This is a genomic window from Lederbergia citrisecunda (assembly GCF_018343695.1).
Classification (GTDB): domain Bacteria; phylum Bacillota; class Bacilli; order Bacillales; family Bacillaceae_C; genus Lederbergia; species Lederbergia citrisecunda.
In genome coordinates this window covers 1-20,869 of sequence record NZ_JAGYPJ010000001.1, presented here as the reverse complement: position 1 = coordinate 20,869, position 20,869 = coordinate 1, and the positions used below count along the sequence as shown (strand labels likewise).

The 20,869-nt window shown below is 39.8% G+C and carries 18 protein-coding genes, 2 rRNA genes and 1 riboswitch; all 20 genes read right to left on the bottom strand.

Features of this window, described 5'->3' with window-relative positions; genetic code table 11:
* Positions 1 to 22 precede the first annotated feature (22 nt).
* Entirely contained in the window at positions 23 to 700 is a 678-nt protein-coding gene (pcrB, locus tag KHA93_RS00100; protein ID WP_213108852.1) for a heptaprenylglyceryl phosphate synthase, read from the bottom strand.
* A 970-nt stretch (positions 701 to 1,670) separates the two neighbouring features.
* Positions 1,671 to 1,970 carry a YerC/YecD family TrpR-related protein gene (locus KHA93_RS00095; protein ID WP_213108851.1) on the bottom strand — a complete coding sequence of 100 codons (300 nt, stop codon included), beginning with the start codon at positions 1,968 to 1,970 and terminating at the stop codon, positions 1,671 to 1,673.
* 16 nt (positions 1,971 to 1,986) lie between these two features.
* Entirely contained in the window at positions 1,987 to 3,030 is a 1,044-nt protein-coding gene (locus KHA93_RS00090; RefSeq protein WP_349772238.1) for a DUF3048 domain-containing protein, read from the bottom strand.
* A gap of 36 nt (positions 3,031 to 3,066) precedes the next feature.
* On the bottom strand, positions 3,067 to 4,809 hold the full coding sequence (locus tag KHA93_RS00085; protein ID WP_213108850.1) for an adenine deaminase C-terminal domain-containing protein: 1,743 nt from the start codon (positions 4,807 to 4,809) through the stop codon (positions 3,067 to 3,069).
* A gap of 175 nt (positions 4,810 to 4,984) precedes the next feature.
* Complete coding sequence (purD, locus tag KHA93_RS00080) at positions 4,985 to 6,244, bottom strand: phosphoribosylamine--glycine ligase (RefSeq protein ID WP_213108849.1); 1,260 nt, start codon at positions 6,242 to 6,244, stop codon at positions 4,985 to 4,987.
* A 68-nt stretch (positions 6,245 to 6,312) separates the two neighbouring features.
* Positions 6,313 to 7,845 (bottom strand): bifunctional phosphoribosylaminoimidazolecarboxamide formyltransferase/IMP cyclohydrolase, encoded by a 1,533-nt coding sequence (gene purH / locus KHA93_RS00075; protein ID WP_213108848.1) that lies wholly within the window; start codon positions 7,843 to 7,845, stop codon positions 6,313 to 6,315.
* A gap of 13 nt (positions 7,846 to 7,858) precedes the next feature.
* The gene (purN, locus tag KHA93_RS00070; protein ID WP_213108847.1) at positions 7,859 to 8,431 is read right to left on the bottom strand and encodes a phosphoribosylglycinamide formyltransferase; all 573 of its coding nucleotides are present in this window, start codon (positions 8,429 to 8,431) and stop codon (positions 7,859 to 7,861) included.
* Entirely contained in the window at positions 8,428 to 9,471 is a 1,044-nt protein-coding gene (purM, locus tag KHA93_RS00065; RefSeq protein WP_213108846.1) for a phosphoribosylformylglycinamidine cyclo-ligase, read from the bottom strand. The genes purN and purM overlap by 4 nt, the downstream gene beginning before the upstream one ends.
* A gap of 22 nt (positions 9,472 to 9,493) precedes the next feature.
* Positions 9,494 to 10,918 (bottom strand): amidophosphoribosyltransferase, encoded by a 1,425-nt coding sequence (purF, locus tag KHA93_RS00060; RefSeq protein WP_213108845.1) that lies wholly within the window; start codon positions 10,916 to 10,918, stop codon positions 9,494 to 9,496.
* Positions 10,894 to 13,125 carry a phosphoribosylformylglycinamidine synthase subunit PurL gene (gene purL / locus KHA93_RS00055; RefSeq protein WP_213108844.1) on the bottom strand — a complete coding sequence of 744 codons (2,232 nt, stop codon included), beginning with the start codon at positions 13,123 to 13,125 and terminating at the stop codon, positions 10,894 to 10,896. The genes purF and purL overlap by 25 nt, the downstream gene beginning before the upstream one ends.
* Positions 13,109 to 13,795, bottom strand: coding sequence for a phosphoribosylformylglycinamidine synthase subunit PurQ (purQ, locus tag KHA93_RS00050; RefSeq protein ID WP_213108843.1), 687 nt, complete (start codon positions 13,793 to 13,795; stop codon positions 13,109 to 13,111). Before purQ ends, purL begins: the two co-directional genes overlap by 17 nt.
* Positions 13,792 to 14,046: a phosphoribosylformylglycinamidine synthase subunit PurS gene (purS, locus tag KHA93_RS00045; RefSeq protein WP_213108842.1), complete on the bottom strand. Its 255-nt coding sequence runs from the start codon at positions 14,044 to 14,046 to the stop codon at positions 13,792 to 13,794. Before purS ends, purQ begins: the two co-directional genes overlap by 4 nt.
* Positions 14,039 to 15,178 carry a 5-(carboxyamino)imidazole ribonucleotide synthase gene (gene purK / locus KHA93_RS00040; RefSeq protein WP_233710993.1) on the bottom strand — a complete coding sequence of 380 codons (1,140 nt, stop codon included), beginning with the start codon at positions 15,176 to 15,178 and terminating at the stop codon, positions 14,039 to 14,041. The genes purS and purK overlap by 8 nt, the downstream gene beginning before the upstream one ends.
* A complete protein-coding gene (gene purE / locus KHA93_RS00035) occupies positions 15,171 to 15,659 on the bottom strand; it encodes a 5-(carboxyamino)imidazole ribonucleotide mutase (RefSeq protein ID WP_213108841.1) in 489 nt (162 codons plus the stop codon). The genes purK and purE overlap by 8 nt, the downstream gene beginning before the upstream one ends.
* Positions 15,660 to 15,769: 110 nt before the next feature.
* A riboswitch (purine riboswitch) is annotated at positions 15,770 to 15,870 on the bottom strand.
* A gap of 72 nt (positions 15,871 to 15,942) precedes the next feature.
* Entirely contained in the window at positions 15,943 to 16,131 is a 189-nt protein-coding gene (locus KHA93_RS00030; RefSeq protein WP_213108840.1) for an NETI motif-containing protein, read from the bottom strand.
* The gene (locus tag KHA93_RS00025) at positions 16,128 to 16,667 is read right to left on the bottom strand and encodes a DUF2179 domain-containing protein (RefSeq protein ID WP_213108839.1); all 540 of its coding nucleotides are present in this window, start codon (positions 16,665 to 16,667) and stop codon (positions 16,128 to 16,130) included. Before KHA93_RS00025 ends, KHA93_RS00030 begins: the two co-directional genes overlap by 4 nt.
* 141 nt (positions 16,668 to 16,808) lie before the next feature.
* Positions 16,809 to 18,551 carry a glycosyl hydrolase gene (locus tag KHA93_RS00020; protein ID WP_349772237.1) on the bottom strand — a complete coding sequence of 581 codons (1,743 nt, stop codon included), beginning with the start codon at positions 18,549 to 18,551 and terminating at the stop codon, positions 16,809 to 16,811.
* A 533-nt stretch (positions 18,552 to 19,084) separates the two neighbouring features.
* Positions 19,085 to 19,564, bottom strand: a complete 480-nt coding sequence (locus KHA93_RS00015; RefSeq protein WP_233710992.1) for a C40 family peptidase — start codon at positions 19,562 to 19,564, stop codon at positions 19,085 to 19,087.
* A gap of 1,005 nt (positions 19,565 to 20,569) precedes the next feature.
* A 5S ribosomal RNA gene (rrf, locus tag KHA93_RS00010) occupies positions 20,570 to 20,685 on the bottom strand.
* A 72-nt stretch (positions 20,686 to 20,757) separates the two neighbouring features.
* Positions 20,758 to 20,869, bottom strand: a 23S ribosomal RNA gene (locus KHA93_RS00005); the annotation flags it as partial.

The following is a 20,869-nucleotide window of genomic DNA, read 5'->3' as shown; positions in this document are numbered from 1 at the left end:
GAACATTTGTTCTATTATATCGTTATATGTTAACTGTTTTCAATGCTTCACCGAAGTTTTCATAAATGGCGTTTCCGACGATAATTACATCGGCAACCTGCCTCATTTCAATTGCTTGTTGTACGGTATTAATTCCACCACCATAAAAAAGCTTTGTTTCATTGAGCTGATTTTTCACTTTTTTTACAAGTTCGGGGTCACCGTATGTACCACTATATTCCATATAAAAAATCGGCATACGAAACATTTTTTCTGCCATCATCGCATACGCAACGACATCGTCCGCATCGATATTCGTATTCGCATTTGTTTGTATGGCCGCTTTACAATTATCGTTTAATATACAGTAGCCTTCAATAAGAATTTCATTCCAATCCATTAACTCTCCGTATTCTTTAACAGCCTCGTGATGAATACCTGAGAACCAGCGAATATCCCGACTGTTAAGTACAGAAGGAATGAAGTATAGGTCAAAGCCTGGAGTAATTGATTCAAGATTGCTGACTTCCAATACGCAAGGTACGGTATACCTTCTAATTCTTGCCATCAGATTAAGAACTTTATCCAGAGTTACATCATCTGTACCTCCCACAATGATGGCGTCCGTTCCCGATTCGCATAATTCTTCAAGATGATCATCTGAAATCTCTTTATTCGGGTCCAGCTTAAAAACATGACGCCATTTTTTTACATCGTACATATGCTAAAAATCCTCCATTTTTCATTTTATATGAAAGCATATATTTTTTAAGTGTATATATTATTTATTTAGAGTGTTCTAGCTACAGCGCCTGTCGACTTCCCTATGTGGAGTCAATATTGATTAACCTTGCAGGCTCATCGTGTTTCCTTTATCTCAGTCGAAGCACCTGTAGTTCGTACGTCGATGAGCAAGACGCTTTCGCTTTTCTATTGTCTAGCTACAGCGCCTATCGACTAGCGAACTACGTGGCTTCTCCCTACGATAAGTCAATATCGATTCACCTTGCAGGTTCATCGTGTTTCCTTTATCTCAGTCGAAGCACCTGTAGTTCGTACGTCGATGAGCAAGACGCTTTCGCTTTTCTTATTACCATATTACATTATAGCATTTTGACGAGTGTGGTACTGACGTAAAAGAGAAAATTCTTTGGCTAATAGTTCGTTGTTTTTGGCAATCCTTTTTATCTTGTTCGTCGTTTGAGCTGGAGTTAACAAGAATTCTATTCGGTGTTCCTGCAAGTCTATTCTCAATAGGCGTTTTTCTAAGCCATAGCTCTGTCTTCTATTAGTTGGTTTGGCGCCTCTATTAGATGATTCAGCTGTTCTATTAGACGTATCGACGATCTATTAGACAATTCTGCCAGCCTATTAGACGATTCAGTAGTCCTATTAGACGTTAAGACATCCCTATTAGCTGATTCCATTGACAATATCTATCCTGACGTGCAGTTTCTCGCTCACGTCTCTGTTCGCTATGCTCACAATTATATTCTCCGTGCTCACTTTTCTATTAGCCGTGCTCTCTCTTCTATTAGCCGTGCTCTTACTTCTATTTCCCAATCTCTCACTTCTTCTCGACATGCCTACAATTCTATTCGTATCCCACCACTTATAGGATTATTTTAGACAAGAATTGCAACTAAAAAGCCCAGTATCCAATCTTACCAAGATACTAGGCTTTATTCTATCTATTCCTTATCTTTATAAATCCTCTCAAGGACCATTTCATACGTATCGTTTCCATAATTGAGACAACGTTTTACTCGAGAGATTGTTGCCGTGCTTGCACCTGTTTCTGTCTCAATTTTATGATAGGTTTTTCCATCTCTTAGCATTCTAGCTACTTCTAGACGTTGCGACAAAGCTTGAATTTCGTTAATCGTACATAAATCATCAAAGAAACGATAGCATTCTTCAACATTTTTTAAAGATAAGACCGCTTCAAATAATTGGTCAAGCTCTCGACCTCTTAATTTTTCGATTTGCATCCATCTATCTCCTTTTTTATTTGAGCTCGTATGAGACATCGTTCAAACTAGGTATGACATTGACCCACGTTTTCCCTGGAACAAGCTTTGCAGGTTGACCATTCTCATATGGAAGAATCTGGCCGTCAGTATTTCTCCATTCTATTTCTTTCATGTTCCCTTCTTGGAACAAGTAAGCTTTACCGCCAGATTTTAAATCAATGAAGCGTCTTCCAGCTGAATCCAAAACTTTATGTTCAGTTTCAATAACTAAAAGATTTTTGACTAACACAGGTTCTCTAGTTTTATATTCAACCGTTTGTTCACCATCGGAAAAACGAGAATATTCACCAGATTGAGAGTCATATTGATACTCCGCTGTAAATTGTGAGCTATTTCCGTATACAACTTTTATATGATTTGCGCCAGTTCCACTGATACTCTCAAGTTCTTCTTCTTTATAAAAATCCATTGAAGCTGGAGGACCGGTCATTGAAAATCCATTATCCTCTGCTCCTTTTTCGATATTTTTATAAGTAATATAAGAATTATGTGGCGCTTTTCGATCCGATGATCGTTTAAATAAAGTACCATCATATCTCATCCCGTTTAAATTGTCGATGACACCGGATGATAGTATTTTTTCAGCTTCTGGGCTATATCCATGCGCAATGAAAAGAGCATTATAGCCTTGGGCAAGCTCAATATAATATTCGCGGGCACTACGAACTGGACCAATATTTTCAGGCGCTTCGCTTTGAAAAATAGCTAAAAATCTCGTAACATTTCCTTCAGCTAGTAGTTCGTACACTATATCGGCCTGCGAAAGTCCCGTTTGAGGACGCGCTTCCGGATGATTATTTATCATGACTGCAACCGCTCTTCGATTAGGCTCCACGTCAGTGCCTATCCCTGTTAATGGAAAATGATACTCATCCGTTTTGTCCGAAGTCTGCTCCGTTGTCTCCGGTTCATTTACTTCTGGCTTTGGAGTTTCTTTATCTGGAGCCTTCTTACTACAGGCTGATAAAAGTAATATGGCTGTGATCAATAATATGACTGGTATCGATTTATGCTTCACTATTCCATCCCCTACATCATTCTTTACTCTATCATTTTAACGCATTAATGTTGGAAATAGTATAGTTTTATTCATTACATCATACATTCCGCTTTGCGTTACCCGAATATACGGTAAATGAGTTGCAGAGAAAAATAGTAAAGAATAGATAGGATCAGTAAAAGAATACCCTCTTTCGTATAGTAGCTCCTTTAATCTTTCTTCAGCTTTTATTAATTCCTCTAATGGCTGATCTGACATTAATCCAGCAAGCGGCAACGGAATTTCATGTATGACTTTTCCATTTTCAGCAAGGACAATGCCTCCACCAATTTCTTTCATTCTTTTAAAAGCAAGGAGCATATCCTTTTTCATTTTACCTATTAAAATAATATCCCCAGTATTTGAAAAAGAAGAGGCGAAACCGCTTACACTTTTTGCGAATCCTTTGACAATTGTGTTAATTCTCCATTTCCCCTTCCGATCAAACAACGCAAAATAACTCTCCTCATGTTTTTGTGGAAGGTAATCAATTGATAAATCGAGAGAAACGGAATATGGCTTTGTAATGACATCATTGACCATTTCGATTCCAAAAGGCATGGAAAATTGCAAATCGGATGATTGTAGTTCCCAATTTAAATTCAACGGCTCTAATCCAAATTCCTTCCAATTTATATCCTTGTCATTGATTAAATTCTGACCATCTCTTTTTACCCATTGTCCTTTTGCAAGAACTGATATCGGAGTAGGCTCTGTTTCATTTGAAAGAAAATTAATATTTGCGATTCTGCCTGTTGCAATCATGCCGTGATGATGCGACAGATTATAATGACGAGCGATATTATAGGAAGCCATATGATACGCATCAATCGTCGGTACTCCATTTTTAATCGCCATGTCAATCATCATATCCATGACCCCTTGTTTATAAAAGGCAGGAGTAGATCCATCTGTTGTAAAAACAAGCGAATCATATTGATCAATACCTAATTCATGGATTTCTTTTAACATGACATTTAAATCTGGTCTGATTGATGAATGTCTAAGAGCAACCGTATATCCATGCATGAGGCGCTTGTAAACATCCGCCCCTGTCATTGATTCATGATCCCCATCCACGCCAAATAATTTCATTTTTGTCAGTGTCTTATCGGAACCACCAGGGAAATGACCTTCGACTTTTTTACCCAGACGCTTCGTTTCTTGAATCCAATGTAGCATTAAATCGTCCCCAGCTAGAAGCTTGGGCCAGCCCGTTAATTCTCCACCTTGCACAACAGCTTCATGCTCAAGCCACGACTTAATTTCACTATTTGTAAAAATAGTCTCCTCTTCATTCATCTCGGTTTGAGAATCAAATCGTCCCCACCAATACATAGAGACAGGTGATTCGTTCAGCTCATTCAAAAGTGCAAACGCTTTCTTTTTGTTTAAATGTAGAAAAAAGAATAGGTTGTCACATATTAGAGTCGTTGTACCAGATTGAGATGCAAAACGAGCGAATGATTGGGGATTATAAAGTTGAAACGGGTGAACGTGAGGCTCTATATATCCAGGGACAAGAGTGAGTCCGGAGCAATCGATAATTTCACAGTTTTCTAATCTTTTTGGTAGTTCTTCACCAATATAAATAATTCGATCTTGATAAATCCATATATTGGACGTTATCCATTTTTTTAAAATTGAATGTAGGAAACGGGCGTTTTTTAATAAAAGTGTTGGCGACTTCTGCCCATCTATAACAGACACCTGTTCCCGAATCTGTCTATTTTTCCAACGGTATCGTTGATTCCACATACCCATTCCTCCTGGGAGTATAACTTTCACTATAACATTATTCTAACATACTATTCGTTTTAACGCAGTAAAGTTCTACAGAAAAAATTTAACAAATTGTGACTAGAAAAGCGGAAGGCGTCTGCATCGAGACAGGCAAAAAGGGGACAGGTTCATTTGAACCCGTCCCCAAAAATTATAATGCTTTATGTGCAATATCTTTACGATAGAAAAATTCTTGATGGTCTAGTTGTTTCATTTCTTGATAGACTTTATTTACTGCTTCTTCTATAGAATCTGCTTTTGCAGCAGCTAATAATAATCTGCCGCCATTTGATAGATATGGACCTTCTTTGTCATCACGGCTCGTGCCTGCGTGGAAAAGGGCCACGCTAGAATCATCAGATGAAAAAGTTGGTAATGCTACACCTTTTTTATAGTCTCCTGGATATCCTTCAGCTGCTAAAACGACGCCAACGACAGCTTCATTAGACCATTGAATTTTCGGCTCTTTTCCGTCTAGTAAATCATTCAGTAATTCTACTAAATCACTTTCAAGTCTCGCTAAAACAACTTGCGTTTCCGGATCGCCGAAACGGGCGTTAAATTCGATTACTTTTGGACCTTGCGAAGTCTGGATTAATCCGGCATACAAAATCCCTGTAAAAGGACGATCTTCTTGGATCATGGCTTTTGCAGTAGGGAACAGGATTTCTTCAACCGCATGTTCAACTTCCGCTTCAGGAATAAAAGGTACAGGAGAATATGCACCCATCCCCCCTGTATTTGGACCTTTGTCGCCATCAAAAGCACGCTTATGGTCTTGTGCAATCACCATTGGGTAAACCTTTTCTCCATTGACAAAAGCCATTAAAGAGAATTCTTCTCCTTCAAGAAACTCTTCCACTACGACGGTTGCTGATGATTCACCAAATCTTGCATCTAACAACATATCCTTTAAAGCGGCATCAGCTTCTTCTAGTGTCATCGCAACGACAACACCTTTTCCAGCTGCAAGTCCATCAGCCTTAATGACAATAGGCGCTCCCTTTTTATCAATATATGATTTTGCTTCATTATAAGAATGGAAGGTTTCGTATTCCGCTGTTGGAATTTGATATTTTTTCATCAATTCTTTCGCGAACGATTTACTACCTTCAATAATGGCAGCATTTTTTCTAGGTCCAAAAATTTTTAAACCCGCTGTTTCAAATTCGTCTACGATTCCAGCGGCAAGGGGAACTTCCGGTCCTACAATCGTTAAATCAATCTTATTTTTTTTCGCAAATTGAATAAGTTTGGAAAAATCGGTTTCTTTTATCGGAACAAGAATTGCATCTTCCGCAATCCCCGCATTTCCTGGAGCACAATACACTTCCGTTACAAGTGTGCTCATCTTTACTTTTTTACAAAGGGCATGCTCGCGACCGCCTCCGCCCACAACTAATACCTTCAAAAAATCACCGCCCATTACTATTTTGAACCTGTCCCTTTTGGACCTGTCCCCAAAGGGACTGTCCCCTTTTAATGTTTGAAGTGACGTACGCCTGTGAAAATCATGGCGATGCCGTGTTCATCACAAGCTTTAATGGATTCTTCATCGCGAATGGATCCGCCTGGTTGGATGATGGCTGTAATTCCAGCGCGTGCTGCTGCTTCTACTGTATCGCTCATTGGGAAGAATGCATCTGAGGCTAGGACTGCACCTTTTGCACGTTCACCCGCTTGTTCTAGGGCAATTTTTGCCGCTCCAACTCTGTTCATTTGACCAGCGCCAACACCTAGTGTCATGTCGTTACCAGCTACTACGATTGCATTGGACTTAACATGTTTAACTACTTTCCACGCAAGTTTCAATGCTTTCAATTCTTCTTCCGTAGGTTTACGTTTCGTAGGGATTGTAATTTGTGCGTCCTCATATGTGAATGAATCTTGATCCTGCACAAGCAACCCACCTTCTACAGAAGTGAGCATTTTTTCTTGTTTTTTCGCGCCGTCAAATGGAATGGTCATTAAGCGAATATTTTTCTTGTTCGTTAAGATTTCCAAAGCTTCCTCTGTAAATGAAGGAGCAATAATGATTTCTAGAAAAATTTCATGTAATTGACGAGCTGTGTCGCCATCTACTTCTCTGTTAAATGCGACAATTCCACCAAAAATAGAAGTTGGATCGGCTTCATACGCTTTTTTGAATGCTTCTGAAGCAGAAGCCCCAATTCCTGCTCCACAAGGGTTCATATGCTTTACCGCAATAGCAGCAGGCTCATCGAAATCCTTCACAAGCTGTAAAGCCGCATCCGCATCATGTATGTTATTATAGGATAATTCTTTTCCATGAAGCTGCTCTGCATTTGCAATTGAAAAAGCTGATCCTAGTGGTTTTTTATAAAAAGCTGCCTTTTGATGGGGATTTTCACCATAACGTAATTGTTGTTTTAATTCGTATGTATACGTTACACGTTCAGGCTGTTCTTCACATGCAAGCTCAGTCATATATTCCGCAATTTGTGCATCGTATGCAGCTGTGTGACGAAACACTTTAGCAGCAAGCTTTCTTTTTGTCTCCTTTGAAACTTTTCCATTTTCTCGTAGCTCAAAAAGAACTGTTTCGTAGTCAGCTGCGTCCACTAAAACGGCAAGATCTTCATGGTTTTTTGCAGCTGCCCTAAGCATGGAAGGTCCACCGATATCGATATTTTCAATCGCATCTTCCGGCGTTACCTCTGGTTTAGCAATTGTTTGTTGGAAAGGATATAAATTTACGCAAACGACATCAATTGGCTTAATTCCTTGCTCATCAAGTTGTTTCATATGGTCATTGGAATCTCTTTTTGCGAGTAATCCTCCGTGAATCATTGGATGAAGTGTTTTTACACGCCCTTCCAATATTTCTGGAAAACCAGTAATTTCGTCTACTCCTGTAACAGGTACGCCATTCTCCTCAAGTGTCTTTTTAGTTCCACCTGTTGATAGTAATTCAAATCCAAGCTCAACAAGCGCTTTTGAAAAGTCAACTACACCTGTTTTGTCTGACACGCTGATTAGTGCTCTTTTCATGAACCTGTCCTCCTCAATTTTTTTCTACGAAGCATTTTTGTAAAACTTCCGGATAAAATACATGTTCTATTTCATGAATCTTCTGTTCTACTTCAGAGAGTAATTCCTCACCCGACAGTTCTAATGCTCTTTGTGCAATGATCGGTCCTGTATCCATTCCTTCGTCCACATAATGGATCGTAACTCCCGTGATTTTCACACCTGCACGAAAAGCTTGGCCGATTGCGTCCTTACCTGGGAAGGATGGCAACAATGACGGGTGAATATTGATGATTTTATTTTTATAAGCAGTAAGCAAGGTTGATCCAATTAACCTCATATAGCCTGCAAGGACAATTAGATCAACGCCATTTTCTAGCAAAACGCTGTTGATTTTTTGCTCAAAACTTGCCTTCGTTTCATATTCTTTTGGATTAATTACAAAGGTTTTAATATTTTCATTTTCCGCTTTTTCTATAACCAAAGCCTCTGGCTTATCACAAACAAGCAAGGCGACTTCCATTTGAAGGCACCCTGCTTTTATTGCATCTACGATTGCTTGAAAATTGCTCCCTGTACCTGAAGCAAAAATAGCTATTTTTTTCACTTTACTGTCCCCGCATTCACGAATGTAACACCTTCATTTTTAACAATGGAACCAATTTTATAAGCTTTTTCACCATGTTCCACAAAAAAACGGATGGCTGACTCTGCATCTTCAGGGCGAACAGCTAATACAAATCCAATCCCCATATTAAAAATATTGTACATTTCGTTTTCATCTAATTCTCCATATTTTTTAAGGGCTTGGAAAATAGGTAAAACAGGCCACGTCCCTTTTTCAATGACAGCACCGAGTCGATCAGGCAGCATTCTCGGAATATTTTCTATAAACCCGCCACCTGTAATATGAGACATTCCTTTTACTTCGAATTCTTGCAAAGCTGCTAAAGTGGACTTGACATAAATTTTCGTAGGCTTCAACAATTCCTCGCCTAAACTTGCTGATAGCTCAGGAAGTCGTACATCTAATAAAAACCCTTGATCTTCAAGAAAGATTTTACGGACTAAGGAATAACCGTTGCTGTGGATACCGCTTGAAGCTAAACCAATTAGAACGTCGCCTTCTTGAATATGCTCACCCGTAATGATTTGCGATTTTTCACAAGCCCCTACTGCAAATCCGGCAAGATCATATTCATCTTCCTCATATAAACCGGGCATTTCCGCCGTTTCTCCGCCGATTAAGGCACAACCAGCTTGTTCACAGCCATCTGCAATCCCACTCACAATTTGTTCTATTTTATCTGGAACTGCTTTTCCTAGCGCGACATAATCGAGGAAATAAATCGGTTCCGCCCCTTGGACAACGATGTCATTCACACACATCGCTACACAGTCAATTCCGATTGTGTCATGCTTTTCCATCATGAAAGCCAATTTCAGCTTAGTCCCGACTCCATCGGTACCAGAAACGAGAACCGGCTCTTTTAAATTCAAATCCGACAAATCGAACACTCCGCCGAATCCGCCCAATTGTCCCATAACTCCGGCGCGCATCGTCCGTTTCGTATGTTTTTTAATTTTTTCAACCGCTTCATACCCAGCTTCTATATTAACTCCGGCCTTTTGGTAGGCATTAGCCATCCCGCCCGCCTCCTAATAATTTTTAATAACTATTCAATTCCTTCTCATGCGGCAATAACGTATCAGGATAAATTTCCGTAGGATATTCTCCCGTAAAGCAAGCAAGACATTGACCGCAATTTTTGCCGTATCCTTTTCGTCCTATTGCCTCCAGCATTCCTTCAACGCTTAAAAATGTAAGAGAGTCCGCTCCGATGATTTCACGAATTTCCTCTTCACTATGATAAGATGCAATTAATTCTTCATGTGTTGATGTATCAATCCCGTAAAAGCAAGGATTTTTCATCGGTGGTGAGCTGATGCATACATGAACTTCTTTTGCACCCGCCTCTTTTAACATGCGAACAATCCTTTTGCATGTCGTTCCACGAACGATTGAATCATCGACCATGATAACGCGTTTTCCTTCAACTACTTTTCGTACAGGGGAAAGCTTCATTTTAACCCCGCGTTCACGTAATTCTTGTGATGGTTTGATAAATGTTCTACCAATATAGCGATTTTTAATTAAGCCCATTTCATACGGAATTCCCGCTGTTTCCGCAAAGCCGATTGCAGCAGAAATACTTGAATCCGGCACCCCTGTTACAACATCGCCCTCTATTTGAGCTTCCCGCGCCAGTACTTTACCGAGGTTTTTTCTAGCTGTATGGACATTGATTCCCTCTATATCACTGTCTGGACGGGAAAAATATACGTATTCCATCGTACACATCGCGTTTGATGAAGAAAGGGTAAACCTCTCAGCGTGTAAGCCTTCGTCGTTAATAATAATAAGTTCGCCAGGCTCCACATCGCGGACAAACTCAGCTCCGATCAAATCAAAAGCGCAAGTTTCCGATGATACACAATAAGAGTCACCGATTTTCCCGATAGAAAGTGGTCGCAAACCGTTTGGATCCAAAGCAATCATCAATTCAGTTTCAGTTAAAAGGATAAGTGCATAAGCACCTTTTACTAAGGATAAGGCATTCTTCATTTTATCTTTGAACGTAAGATAACCGCTTCTTTTAATCAAATGAGCTAAAACTTCCGTATCAGAAGTCGTTTGAAAAATACTTCCCTGCATTTCAAGTTGATGTTTTAAATCATTCGCATTGATTAAATTGCCATTTTGCGCAAGCGCCAAACTCCCACTTTGCGAATGGAACAAGAGGGGCTGGACATTCTCCAACCCACCCTTTCCAGCTCCTCCGTATCGAACATGGCCAATGGCACTTTTGCCCGGAAGACTTTCAAGCTTCTTTTCATTAAAAACATCATTTACAAGACCTTCACCGCGAATGCCTTTTAGGCGCTGACCGTCCGTTACAACAATTCCAGCACCTTCTTGGCCGCGATGCTGCAAACTGTGTAAACCATAGTACGTTATTTTAGCAGCATCCGGGTGACCCCATATTCCGAAAACGCCGCATTCCTCGTTTAGCCCTTTAATGTCAGCAAACATGGAATGGCTCCTTTCCAAGCATCATCCAACGCCTTGACTTCAGAAGAAATCAATTGTTTTTCTGAACCTTCAATGATTAATTGGCCACGATCTGTAACTTCTCCGATTAATGTCGCATCTTCCACCAATTGTTCAAACGCTGCTTGATGTTCCTTTTTCACGGATAAAATAAATCTGGATTGTGTTTCTGCAAATAATGCTGCTGTTTCGTTTCCAACTAGTTTTAGTTCTGCTCCGAGTCCATCTGTACCAAACAGTGACTCTGCAATCGCAACAGCTGCTCCACCTTCTGAAACGTCGTGGGCAGATGCAATGTATCCACTGCGAATCGCTTCAAGAATTTGCTTCTGTCTTTTTACTTCTACTTCTAAATCAATCGCTGGAGCTTTCCCGAAAATCTTGCCGTTAACCATCTTCTGTAGCTCACTTCCGCCGAACTCATCTTTTGTTTCTCCAACCAAATAAATGAGGTCGCCAGCAGATTTAAAGTTCTGAGTTGTAATGTAAGATAAATCTTCTATCAAACCGACCATACCGATGATTGGCGTTGGGTAGATCGCTTTTCCGCCTTTTTCATTGAAAAGAGATACGTTTCCACCGATAACCGGACTTTCAAGAGCGATACACGCTTCGCTAATACCTGCGGCTGATTTTTCAATTTGCCAGAAGATTTCTGGTTTCTCAGGGCTACCGAAGTTTAGGCCATCTGTAATCGCAAGTGGTTTTGCACCTGAACAAACAACGTTCCTTGCTGCTTCAGCAACAGCAATTTTCCCACCAACTTCAGGATCCAAATAAATATATCTTGAGTTACAATCTGTCGTAATTGCGATTGCTTTATTTTTCCCACTAATTCTAACAACGGCTGCGTCTGAACCAGGGCTAACAACCGTATTCGCTCCAACATGTTGATCGAACTGGCTATACACCCATTCTTTACTCGCAATTGTTGGTTGTTGTAAAAGTTTCACCAATGTCTCGTTGTAGTCAGTCACTTCAGGAATTTCTTGCTCCATCGCTTGGAATTCGCGGTAATACGCTGGTTCCTCTGACGGCTTATGATAAACCGGGGCATCTTCTGCAAGAGCATCCGCAGGAACTTCTGCCACAACTTCCCCTTTATGAATCAAACGAAGCATTTTATCATCTGTTACATGTCCAACAGAAACAGCTTCTTGGTCATATTTTTCAAAAAGATCAATGACTTCCTGCTCGCGTCCTTTTTTCACAACGATAAGCATTCTCTCTTGTGATTCTGAAAGCATCATTTCGTATGCTGTCATGTTTTCTTCACGTTGTGGAATTAAATCAAGATTCATTTCCACGCCGAAGCCTGCTTTACTCGCCATTTCTGCAGAAGAACTTGTCAAACCTGCTGCTCCCATGTCTTGAATCCCTATCAACGCATCTGATTTAACGAGCTCCAAACAAGCATCCATTAACATTTTTTCTGTAAAAGGATCACCCGCCTGTACGGCAGCTCTTTCCTTTTCTTCTTCCTCGTCCGCCAATTCTACTGATGAAAAAGTAGCTCCATGAATTCCATCGCGGCCAGTCGGAGAACCGACATACATCACCGTATTGCCGACACCTTTTGCTTGCCCTTTTTGAATATGTTCGTGATCAAGTAATCCAACTACCATCGCATTTACGAGTGGATTTGTTTTATACGCATCGTCGAATTGAATCTCGCCTCCAACAGTCGGTACACCTAGAGCATTTCCGTAATCAGCAATCCCTGCAACAGCTTGCTCTAGTAAATAACGCACTCTAGGAGTATCAAGTTCACCAAAACGAAGTGAATTTAATGAAGCAATTGGCTTTGCACCCATCGAAAAAACGTCACGGATAATTCCGCCAACCCCAGTTGCCGCACCTTCATAAGGTTCTACTGCTGATGGTGAGTTATGGCTTTCGATTTTAAATACGACAGCTTGGTTATCGCCAATATCAACAATCCCAGCACCTTCTCCAGGTCCTTGAAGAACTTGTTCACCTTTTGTAGGAAACTTTTTCAAAACTGGTTTGGAATTTTTATAACTGCAATGCTCAGACCACATAACCGAAAACAGACCCGTTTCCGTATAATTTGGAGTTCTGCCGAGCATTTTTTCCGCGAGGGCAAATTCTTCGTCTGTCAAACCCATTTCACGATATATTTTCTCTTCCTTGATTTGTGTTGGATTTGGCTCAAGCGTTTGTTGCATGTGATTCCCTCCAGTTTCTTACGATCGATTGAAAGATTTTAAGACCATCCTCGCTACCAAACAATGAATCTACTGCACGTTCAGGATGAGGCATCATACCAAGAACATTTCCTTCTTTATTCGTAATGCCTGCAATGTTTTCGATACTTCCATTTAGATTTTCTGATGTATAAGATAAAACAATTTGATTATTCGTTTTTAATTGTGCAAGAGTTGCTTCATCACAATAATAGTTCCCTTTACCATGAGCAATTGGAACGCTAATTTCTTCACCTTTTTCAAAGGCAAACGTAAAGGCAGTGTCGTTATTTTCCACTTTTATTTGGGTAGGCTTACAAATGAACTTAAGATTTTTGTTTTTTAACATCGCACCTGGCAACAAGCCCGCCTCTAGCAAAATTTGAAAACCATTGCCGATTCCGAATACTAACTTTCCAGATTCAGCAGCCTTTTTTACAGCTTTCATTACTGGCTGCATATTAGCAATTGCACCTGGACGAACCGCATCTCCATAAGAAGCTCCTCCAGGAATCACAACACAATCATATTCATCTAAGCTTTCATTTAAGTGATTCACATATTGCACTTCTTCATTCAATTTATTTTTGATGACGTCATACGTATCGACTTCACAGCTTGTTCCGGGGAAAACGACGACAGCGAATTTCACTGAGCAACAACCTCCTCAATTTCAAAGCGATAATCCTCAACTTCTTTATTAACGAGGAGCCCTTTACAAATGTTGTGAACCGTTACTTCGATATCTTTATCTGTTTTTTCAAGTTTCAGCTCAATATATTTACCAACTCGAACGTCTTGAACTTCAGGGAAATCTAATTTTTGTAGTGCTTTTGTCGCTGCAGAACCTTGTGGATCAATTACACTTTCCTTCAATGTTACGAATACTTTTACTTTATACATAATCATGTCTCCTCCAGATTTTAGTTTGGTGTAAATCCTCTAACGTTTCCTCTATATCATTAGTCAGCACAGTCACATGACCCATTTTACGATTATGTTTCGCTTCTTCTTTTCCGTAAAAATGTATCGACCAATCAGGGCGTTTCAAAATTTCATCTACTACCCCATCTACATGCTGTCCTAAAACATTGACCATAATGGCTTTTTGTAAAAGCTTCACGTTTTGTAGCGGCCAACCGCAAACTGCACGAATATGTTGATCAAACTGTGAAAGATTGCAAGCTTCAATCGTATAATGGCCTGAGTTATGTGGACGTGGCGCCAGTTCATTTACATAGATTTTTTCATCTTCTGTTAAGAACAACTCGACCGCCAATGTACCTATCAAACCAAGTTGATCGGCAATTTTATGCGCCAATTCAGACACTTTCATTTTCACATTTTCTGTAACACGTGCTGGAGCAATCGTTTGATGCAAAATATTATTGACGTGAATATTTTCGCCTACCGGAAAATAACTCAATTCGCCAGACGTACTTCTCGTCATAACAACAGATATTTCTTTTTCAAAAGGGATCCATGCTTCAAGGACACACGGTCCATTTTTTAAAAGCTCCGCTGCTTTTTCAATGTCTTGCTCATTTTTTATAACGTACTGCCCTTTCCCGTCGTAACCCCCACGAGATGTTTTCAAAACAGATGGGATACCGATTCCCCTTATTCCATCCTCTAAATCTTCTAAACTATTAATTACGGCATATGGAGCAACGTCAACGCCTGCATCCGTCAAAGCTTGCTTTTCCAAAATCCGATCTTGCGTGATTCTGATTAACTCCGCACCTTGCGGAATATACGCTTTATTCATAAGCCAATCCAATGCTTCATAATCTATATTTTCAAATTCATATGTAACAACATCGCTTTTTTCTGCTAATTGTAATAGTGCTTGGCGATCATCATACGCAGCTACAATTTGTTCATCCGCCACTTGTCCAGCAGGCGAATTATGAGTGGGTTCCAATACAACAACTTTAAATCCAGCTTCTTTTGCTGAAAAAGTCATCATTTGTCCAAGTTGCCCCCCACCAATGATCCCAATCGTTTGTCCAGGCCTAATTAAATTTTTAGACAAGCTGATCACTGCTTTCTAGTACTTTTTCTTTTAAATCATTTCTTCTTTTTTCAAGACGATCCGCTACTGTACTATTTTCAATCGCAATAATTTGAGCAGCAAGCAATCCCGCATTGGTAGCACCAGCTTTTCCAATGGCAACCGTCGCAACTGGCACACCACCTGGCATTTGGACAATGGATAATAACGAATCTAGACCCTTTAATGTTTTAGATTCAACAGGCACACCGATGACAGGTACAATTGTTTTAGCCGCAACCATACCAGGTAGATGCGCTGCACCTCCAGCACCCGCAATGATAACTTTTAATCCACGCTCTTTTGCGGTTTCCGCATATTCAAACATTAAATCTGGTGTCCGATGCGCAGACACTACTTTCTTTTCATAAGGAATTTGCAATTCATCCAATATGTCACAAGCGTGTTTCATCGTCTCCCAATCGGACGTACTTCCCATAATAATCCCGACTTCGGTGTTCATGTAAATCCCTCCGTCTATAAAATAAAAAATCCGGATAAACTGCTTTTCTTCAAAAGAAAGCAGCTCATCCGGGTATTAAAAACGCATTTGAAAAAAGCACACAAATGCTTCCCAAATTCCACTTTCCTCATAGTCCAATTATTTAAGGTAATCGGGTAGAGACTTATGGGCCATATTCCCATGATATACGAGGCTTTTATTACTATTTCATCTTAACAAAGAAAAGAATGCGAGTCAATCAAAAATCGAACATTTTTTAACCGCAAAATCCGAATGTTCGTGTTTAGGAGTCTTTTATTCCTTGGAAAATTATTTTTCGAGCAATTGGTATGTAATTTGTTTTCCCTTGATGAGTCTCCTCTTTAAAAATTGGTTTTTCAGTCCGTTTAATAACTCGATATCCTTCTTTTTCCATCCGATTTAAACAGTCAATTATTGTTTCGTTTTCCATCACTTCAAATTCTTTTTTCATCCAGATTTCCCTTTCTTCACAGCTTTCACCCAAAACCCTCCATGAATCGTTTTTGGTTCATATGCAATAATAAATGCTTTTGGATCGAGTTCCTTTATTTTTTGATATAATCGCAGCTCCATTTTTCTTGACGTTAATACTTCAAGCGCCATACGGTCCCCCTCAAGACCTTGAGCGGCCCAACTCGTCACGCCATACCCTTCATTTCTCAATTGTTTTGGAAGATCGCGATCATATTCCTTCGTTATCACATTCACCATTATATAACCAAGAGCCATTTTTTCCTCAATTTTCGTCCCGACAATTACACCAATCCCGTAACCGACCGCATATGCAATTAAATTTTGAATTTGATTGAGGTTATCAAGAACAAGCCCTAGCCCAACAACATATATAATCACTTCAATCATACTAATAAAAGCCGCAATATATCGATAACCTTTTAAGGTCAAAATCATTCTTATTGTAAAAAACGATACATAGATGACGTTAATTGATAAAATAATGGCAATCATAACATAACTATTTTCCAACATGCATCTTCCTCCAATATATGTTCTCTATATCCATTACCCTTAAGTAGTGGAGAACATACAATTTCGGAGGAAAATCTTTTTTACAAAAGCATGGTTAAATATGAAAAGCTTCCCTTAATTAAGAAGGGAAGCTAGATGATCTTATTCTTTTAAGGAGAGTATTAATACATTCGTATTAACCTTTAGGAATCGTTTTGCATCATGTTCAATGTTCTTCTGTTGCCCCGGATTATCTAAACTTTTTTTTATGTCCTCAAGTTTTTTAATTGCCTGTTTAAACTGTCCTTTTTGAAAATGTTTTTCGGCTTGTCTTAAGTCATTCGACAGCTGCGAAACAATCGGTTTACCTAATTGACCATCTGCTGAAAAGCGATTAATGGAATCATCTAATTGTGTAAATTGTGTTGAAACACTATCCGATAAATATGTTTTTAGATTAGGTAATTCATCTAACGTCAACACATAGTCATGGCTATACACTTTTTTCAAATGATCTATCGTATTTTGATCTCTTAAGACACTCCCATTCCATGTACTGAACCAGCTCCAATTGGCGTGATACAGCGGCAATAAATCTGGATCAGGAATCGGCCCGTTCTCAGCCATGGCAATAAGCTTTTTATTATCCACAAGTTCTACCAATCTCTCAAAATAGTTACTTATCGGTGCATAATTATAATTCCCTGGGTAAGAATCGTAACTAACGATGTCTACATATTCATCGCCAGGATACCATTCAGGCGATACGGAATTCCAAACCCAAATAAGATTATTAAGCTTGTGATAATTGGTCATTCGATCGTACATAATTTTCCACAATTCTTTTGCTGGCTCAGGTCCTTTTGCGCCCCACCAGAACCAACCACCTTCAGCTTCGTGCAATGGTCTCCAAAGTACTGGCACATTCGCATCCTGCAATTTTTTCAGTTCAGCTGAAATGGCATCTATATCACGAAAGAGCAACTGATAATCCTCAGAATCCGGATGATTGAGTGCATATTGAAGGTCAAAAGTAGTGGAATCTGTATAAAATCCTCTCCACCATTCTTTCCCCGGTTGATCAATCAAATCTTTAGGAGCATTCCAATGCCATGTAAAAGCAGCGATACCGCCTTCATTATTCCACCAGTCAATTGCAACCTTCACCTCATCAGCAGAGGTACCTCTCTCTACTCTCGACGGAGAATTATCAATAAAGTCTAGCCCTAAAACTGCTGGTTTTTTTCCAGTTTGTTGATAAATAAACTGAACATCGATTAAGTTGTCATTTGGATATACTTGTTGGCCAGACAAAATATTTTTCCCATAATGATCTACGAGAAAACTAAGTAAAGACACAGCTTCCTTCGTAGCATTCGGATTTATTAACTCTTTTACTACTTGATGCTGATCAGGATTTTCAGTAGGTTCAATTTTTATATAATCGATGACATACCATCCCCATCCCTTTTCAAGCGTGATTGTATTGGAACCTTCATTTAACAAAATACTTCCAGCAGGAGCTTCTGCAAATCCCGGAACCTCTACAAATTCAACCTCCCCTTGCCCAACTCCATTTACAAGAAGATTAGATTTCTTATAACCATAAGGAGTTGCATATCCGACTGTTAATTTATACAGTGCAGTGGAAGAAACCTCGACAGTAAATGTTACAGAACCCGTATCATTCGTAAAGCCAGTCACATATCCGTTGCCAGAAAATCCACTCAATTTTTTTTCAACCGTTAAACCAGAAAGCTGCGCTTCCTCCGCTTCATAAATCATCAAAAATTCATCTGCACTAGCACTAGGTGAGGATGAAGGGAGTAAGGTAAACGATAAAGTGATAACTAAGAAAAGTGCTTTCGCCTTTCTAAAAATCTCATTTGTTTTAAGTAACTTCACTTTAAAACCCTCCCTCTTTTTTATTTGAAAGCGCTTACTATTTAATAAATTCACCTCCAAAAATGTTAATTAATGGATAACTTAATTTTATCTTTCATTATGGTATTGGTCAATAATGGAAGATATTCATAATATACATTCTTTTTACCATTTTCTCCTTCGTTTTTAAGGAAGAAGCGCAAATCCTTATGGAAACGCTCGAAAAGCATCAATTTATAGATTAAAGTTTGAACGAGAATTAATTATAATATTAGATTTAGCTTCACTTATATTGGAATTGGAATTGTATACGAGGAGTAACGGTACCTATATAAGTAGTGAAATCCATTATACGATACTCAAGGGGATTTACCCTGCAACCAAAAAAAATCTCCGTAGTTTATTTACTACGAAGATCAGAAATGGATAAAGATAAAGACAACGAGGAGAGTAACTAACCCGAAAAGGCAAACCGCCACAAGTAAATAGATCAGAAAGTGAATAAATTCCTTTATCTTTGCCCATTTCATGGTAGACTCTCCCGAAAAGTTATTTTAGTTTACGATTCTTTTTGCACCAACGTACTGGTTTTTCCAATAAGTAGTGTTCATGGATTGAACTTTAACACCATTGGATGTTGCACTAATAAATTGTTGCTTCCCTACATAAATTCCGACAAATGATACTGACTTCCCGTTTGTTTTGTAGAATACTAAATCCCCTATCTTAAGATCTTTCAACTTAACATCTTTACCTTTTTTAAATTGATCAGCACTCGTACGCGGTAAAGTAACCTTTACACTTTTTGCATACACATATTGAGTAAATCCAGAAGCATCAAATCCTTTTGTCGTTGTTCCACCCCATTTAAACGGCTTCCCTTTCAATGTCTGTGCATAGGCTACAACCTTATCTCCATTTGTCTGTGCTGCCGCATCCGCATTCAAGCTAAACAATGATGAAAACATTAGTGCAAGTGCTGTGATCACCGCGATGACCCATGATGATTTCTTTACTGACATCCCCATTTCCATTACAAATCCCTCTTTCTTTTTTTATTGTTTTTTTCTTTCTATACACATCATAAACAATTTGAAGAGGGCAATCGTTGCGGATTGGTTAAAAATAGTTACATAAAGGTTAAAGCTTTGAAAAACAAAAAAGACATCCGCTATTGGATGTCTTTGATTGCCTGGCAACGTCCTGCTCTTGCAAGGGGAAGCCCCTTACTACCATCGGCGCGCGAGCTTAACTTCCGTGTTCGGGCTGCGGATCATGATGACCGGCGAATCTCTTCGTCATCTGCACTCGTTCGATTCTCATGGGCGTAGCCCATTCCGAGTCTCACTCTCTTGATTCCTCGATCTTCTTGGTCCTCCTGATCCTCGCTAACATCATTTCGGTTTCTTTTCTTCTGTACCTTCGGTACTTTTTAATAAACAAAAAAGACACCCACTATGGATGTCTTTGATTGCCTGGCAACGTCCTGCTCTTGCAAGGGGAAGCCCCTTACTACCATCGGCGCGCGAGCTTAACTTCCGTGTTCGGGCTGCGGATCATGATGACCGGCGAATCTCTTCGTCATCTGCACTCGTTCGATTCTCATGGGCGTAGCCCATTCCGAGTCTCTCTCTCTTGATTCCTCGATCTTCTTGGTCCTCCTGATCCTCGCTAACATCATTTCGGTTTCTTTTCTTCTGTACCTTCGGTACTTTTTAATAAACAAAAAAGACACCCACTATGGATGTCTTTGATTGCCTGGCAACGTCCTGCTCTTGCAAGGGGAAGCCCCTTACTACCATCGGCGCGCGAGCTTAACTTCCGTGTTCGGGCTGCGGATCATGATGACCGGCGAATCTCTTCGTCATCTGCACTCGTTCGATTCTCATGGGCGTAGCCCATTCCGAGTCTCACTCTCTTGATTCCTCGATCTTCTTGGTCCTCCTGATCCTCGCTAACATCATTTCGGTTTCTTTTCTTCTGTACCTTCGGTACTTTTTAATAAACAAAAAAGACACCCACTATGGATGTCTTTGATTGCCTGGCAACGTCCTGCTCTTGCAAGGGGAAGCCCCTTACTACCATCGGCGCTGAAGAGCTTAACTTCCGTGTTCGGGATGGGAACGGGTGTGACCTCTTCGCCATCGCCACCAGACATGTATGTTACAAAGGGATTCATTCCCTCAAAACCAGATATAGAGAAAGCAAACCAAAACTTGATTGTTTGTTGATTAAGTCCTCGATCGATTAGTATCCGTCAGCTCCATGTGTCGCCACACTTCCACACCGGACCTATCAACCTGATCATCTTTCAGGGATCTTACTCGCTTGCGCGATGG